The organism is Lysinibacillus sp. (genome assembly GCF_032093475.1).
In the GTDB taxonomy this organism is placed as follows: domain Bacteria; phylum Bacillota; class Bacilli; order Bacillales_A; family Planococcaceae; genus Lysinibacillus; species Lysinibacillus irui.
Genome location: NZ_DAMDAY010000197.1, coordinates 1 through 4,440, shown reverse-complemented (window position 1 = coordinate 4,440; position 4,440 = coordinate 1). Strand labels below are relative to the sequence as shown.

Annotated in this window: 3 protein-coding genes; all 3 read right to left on the bottom strand. The window is 37.0% G+C overall.

Going from position 1 to position 4,440, the window contains the following annotated elements; translation table 11 throughout:
- Positions 1 to 1,115 (bottom strand): LON peptidase substrate-binding domain-containing protein (locus RT445_RS23125; RefSeq protein WP_313471687.1); only part of this gene is annotated, 1,115 nt, incomplete at its 3' end.
- 230 nt (positions 1,116 to 1,345) lie between these two features.
- On the bottom strand, positions 1,346 to 2,617 hold the full coding sequence (gene clpX, locus RT445_RS23120) for an ATP-dependent protease ATP-binding subunit ClpX (RefSeq protein WP_274793960.1): 1,272 nt from the start codon (positions 2,615 to 2,617) through the stop codon (positions 1,346 to 1,348).
- Between the two features lie 664 nt (positions 2,618 to 3,281).
- Positions 3,282 to 4,440 (bottom strand): trigger factor (gene tig / locus RT445_RS23115; RefSeq protein WP_313471685.1); only part of this gene is annotated, 1,159 nt, incomplete at its 5' end.

The window sequence follows — 4,440 nt, the reverse complement described above, 5'->3', positions numbered from 1 at the left end:
AAGCTTTCTGCGATGGAACGAGCTAAAGATGTTTTACCTACCCCAGGAGGTCCAGCTAAGCATAAAATAGGTCCTCTCAGCGAATTTTTCAGCTGACGTACGGCTAAATATTCTAGAACACGTTCTTTCACTTTTTCTAACCCATCATGATCACGATTTAAAATATTCTCGGCATGTGTAATATTCATGCGATCTTCTGTTGCTTTTGTCCATGGTAGTGAGATCAGCCAATCAATATAATTGCGAATAACGCCGCTTTCTGCACTAGCGCTTGGCACTTTTTCATAGCGATCTAATTCTTTGAGTACAGCTTCTTTTGTTGAATCTGGCATACCTGCTTCATCGATACGCTTACGCAATTCTGCAACTTCTCCAGTTTTCCCTTCGCGATCGCCCAGCTCAGTTTGAATAGCCTTCATTTGTTCACGTAAATAATATTCCTTTTGCGTACGCTCCATGGACTGCTTTACTTTGGAATTAATCTTCTTTTCCAAATCCAATACTTCTTGTTCATCGTGCAAACGGATAATTAAGTGATCAAGACGTTTTTTAACACTTAGCATTTCCAATACTTCTTGCTTATCCGCAATCTTAAACGGTAAATGAGAAGCGATAATATCTGCTAGACGTCCAGGTTCTTCGATATCCGTTACAGTATTGATTGTTTCAGTTGTGATTTTATTGGAGGATTTTGCATATTTTTCGAAATACGTCAATAATGTACGCATCAATGCTAGCGTTTCTACATCTTTATCTACCGATTCCTCTTTAATGTCAATATCCACAACTGTATACTTGTCTAACGCCCGATAATTTTCCCAGGTAGCACGAGCAACCCCTTCTACTAAAATTCGCAGCGTACCATTTGGTAATTTTAGCATTTGTTTGACATATGCAATTGTACCAACGGAATATAAATCTTGCTCCTCAGGCTGTTCATCGTGCATTTCCTTTTGTGTCACCAATAAAATCATTTGGTCCTCTAACATCGCCTGCTCTAGCGCCGCTACAGAACGATTTCTACCCACATCAATATGTAACACCATCGATGGGTATACTAAAAGTCCACGTAAAGGCAATAATGGTACATTTGTTGTTTTTTGTATTGTCACCATGCGGGCATTCACCTCCGTCAAAATTTTCATGTTCACATCCCGCGCTACTAGTATGTGTTTAAAAAATTGATTCACACTAGTTATTGAAGCGAGCCAAAAATTTCTTCAAGTTACAATTAGCTTTATGTAGAAATGAATAAAAAGCTGACTGTCGATATGTGCGAATATTGCACAATCGAAGTCAGCTAATTACTCTCTATCTCACAACGGTAGACAGCCATATCTATTCGTTATGCTGAAGTTTTTGTATCGCTACCTTCATCGAGTTCAGTGCCATCTTCAAGAAGCAATTTCGGTTTTTCTTTATCCGTAATTGTTTTTGCTGTAATGATACATTTTTTTACGTCCTCACGTGAAGGCAATTCGTACATTACATCAAGCATTGTTGACTCAATAATTGAACGAAGACCACGCGCACCTGTTTTACGCTCAATTGCTTCTTTTGCAATTTCAACAAGAGCACCTTCATCAAATTCAAGTTCAACGCCATCTAGTTCAAGCATTTTTTGATACTGCTTGGCTAGTGCATTTTTTGGCTCCGTTAAAATTTGTACAAGAGCAGCTTCATTTAATTGCTCTAGACTCGCAAGTACAGGTAATCGACCAATGAACTCTGGTATTAGACCAAATTTCAGTAAATCCTCAGGAATCAGCTTTGACATGATAGAACCTTCATCTACGTCTACTTTATTCGGATCTGAACCGAATCCAATTACTTTTTCACCCTGACGGCGTTTAATGATCGTTTCAATACCATCAAATGCACCACCAACGATGAAAAGAATATTAGTTGTATCGATTTGTAAAAACTCTTGATGAGGATGTTTACGTCCTCCTTGTGGCGGAACACTTGCAACCGTTCCTTCTAAAATTTTAAGGAGTGCCTGTTGAACACCTTCGCCAGAAACATCACGTGTAATAGATGGATTCTCCGACTTACGTGCTACTTTATCGATTTCATCAATATAGATAATCCCTTTTTCAGCACGCTCAATATCATAATCTGCTGATTGGATTAACTTTAATAAAATATTTTCAACGTCCTCACCTACATAACCTGCTTCAGTTAGGGAGGTAGCATCCGCAATTGCGAATGGAACATTTAGTATACGTGCTAACGTTTGAGCTAATAAAGTTTTACCGCTACCAGTTGGGCCGATTAACACAATGTTCGATTTTGCTAATTCAACATCATCAATTTTACTATTCGTATTGATGCGTTTATAGTGATTGTAAACTGCGACTGCCAATGCCTTTTTAGCACGTTCTTGTCCAATTACATACTCATCTAGAATCGTTAGGATCTCTTTTGGTTTTGGAATATCTTGAAATTCGATTTCCTCTTCTACACCTAGTTCCTCTACAACGATTTCGGAACAAAGCTCGATACATTCATCACAAATATAAACACCTGGACCTGCAACTAATTTACGTACTTGTTCTTGTGGTTTTCCACAAAATGAGCATTTTAAATTGCCTTTTTCATCATTAAATTTGAACAATATGTTTCACCCCTATTCAAGCAACAATCTTACAAGATTATTGAACCTTTATCAAATAAATTGTCTGCATCATTTACGCCAAGGCATTCATGCATGTATAGATTATAACGCATCATCATGTTCTTTTCTTCATTTGCTTACCAAAGTATCCTCTAGGAACGTGTTTACTTCGTGACTTTACATGATTCTTTCGTATGGCACTTCACTTAGATTACACCAAAACCAACTATCCATCGTTATGAATCTACTACATTCATCTACCTAGGGTTTATTCATTCAAAATTAGTAATTTTATTATATATGACTTTTCTGAATGAAGTTTTTAGCATCGTATCAATTTCGCCTTAAATTGTACAGTGTTAGGTTTTGAATTCCTTGACTCTGGCCATTGGCTTTATCTTCATTCAGTCGTCGTTTAACATACTAAAAAGCTTCTGTGCATACAGTTTACCATCTATTTAGATGGACATGTTTTGTACTTAACATTTTACATTCCGTACAAAACATCTGTTGAATGAAGATAAAAATTAAAACAATACTATGTATAAGTGAAGTATAAAGTGAAAAAAACTATAAGGGGACCATTTTTTAGAGTTTATGTGATAAAACAAGGCACGGTTTAATGCCGTACCTTGTTTTGTTTAGCTATCTAGTTACACAAATCTTATTCAGTAATTTTAGCGTTTTCTACTAAAAATTCAACTGTTTTTTGGATTTTGATGTCGTTTTCAAGTACTGCAGTACCACCTAAAGCACCTGTAATTTGATCTTTAGTCATATTGAATTGAGCAGCCATTTTTTCTAATTCTGCTTCAATATCTGCTTCAGTTGCTTCAATTTTTTCAGCTTCAGCAATCGCTTCAAGTGTTAAAGATACACGTACACGGCTTTCTGCTTCTTCTTTCATTTGACCACGTAAGTCTTCTTCTGATTGACCAGAGAATTGATAGTAAAGGTCTAAGTTCATGCCTTGCATTTGTAAACGTTGACCAAATTCTTGTAACATACGATCAGTTTCAGAGTTAATCATACCTGCTGGCACTTCGAACTCAGCGTTTTCAGCAGCTTTTTCTACTAGCTCATCACGAAGAGCTGCATCTGATTCTGCTACTTTTTGAGCTGCAGTTTGGTCTTTAATTTTAGCACGTAAAGCTTCTACGCCTTCAACTTCTGGGTCAAGCTCTTTTGCAAATTCATCATTTAACTCAGGAAGAACTTTTGTTTTAACTTCTTTTACTGTTACTTTGAAAGTTGCTTCTTTACCAGCTAATTCTGCAGCATGATATTCTTCTGGGAATGTAACAACCACATCTTTAGATTCGCCAGCTTTCATGCCAACAAGTTGCTCTTCAAAACCAGGAATGAAAGAACCCGAACCGATTTCTAGTGGATAGTCTTCACCTTTACCACCTTCGAAAGCTTCTTCACCTACGAAACCTTCGAAATCGATAACAGCTGTATCACCTTCTACGATTGCTTCGTCTTCTTTAATTTCAAGCTCAGCTTTACGAGCTAATTGGTCTTGAATTTGAGCATCCACTTCTTCATCAGTTACTTCTACAGGAAGTTTAGATACTTCTAGACCTTTGTAGTCACCAAGCTTTGGTTCTGGTTTTACTGTTACTTGTGCAGTAAATGTGAAATCTTGACCATGTACAAAGTTTTCTGTACCAGAAATCTCTGGGTAATCAACTGGCATAATTCCAGCTTCATCAATTGCTTTTGCATAAGAATCAGGAACGATAATTTCTAATGCATCTTGGTATAGTGATTCGATACCAAAGCGTTGTTCAAACATTTTACGAGGCATTTTACCTTTACGG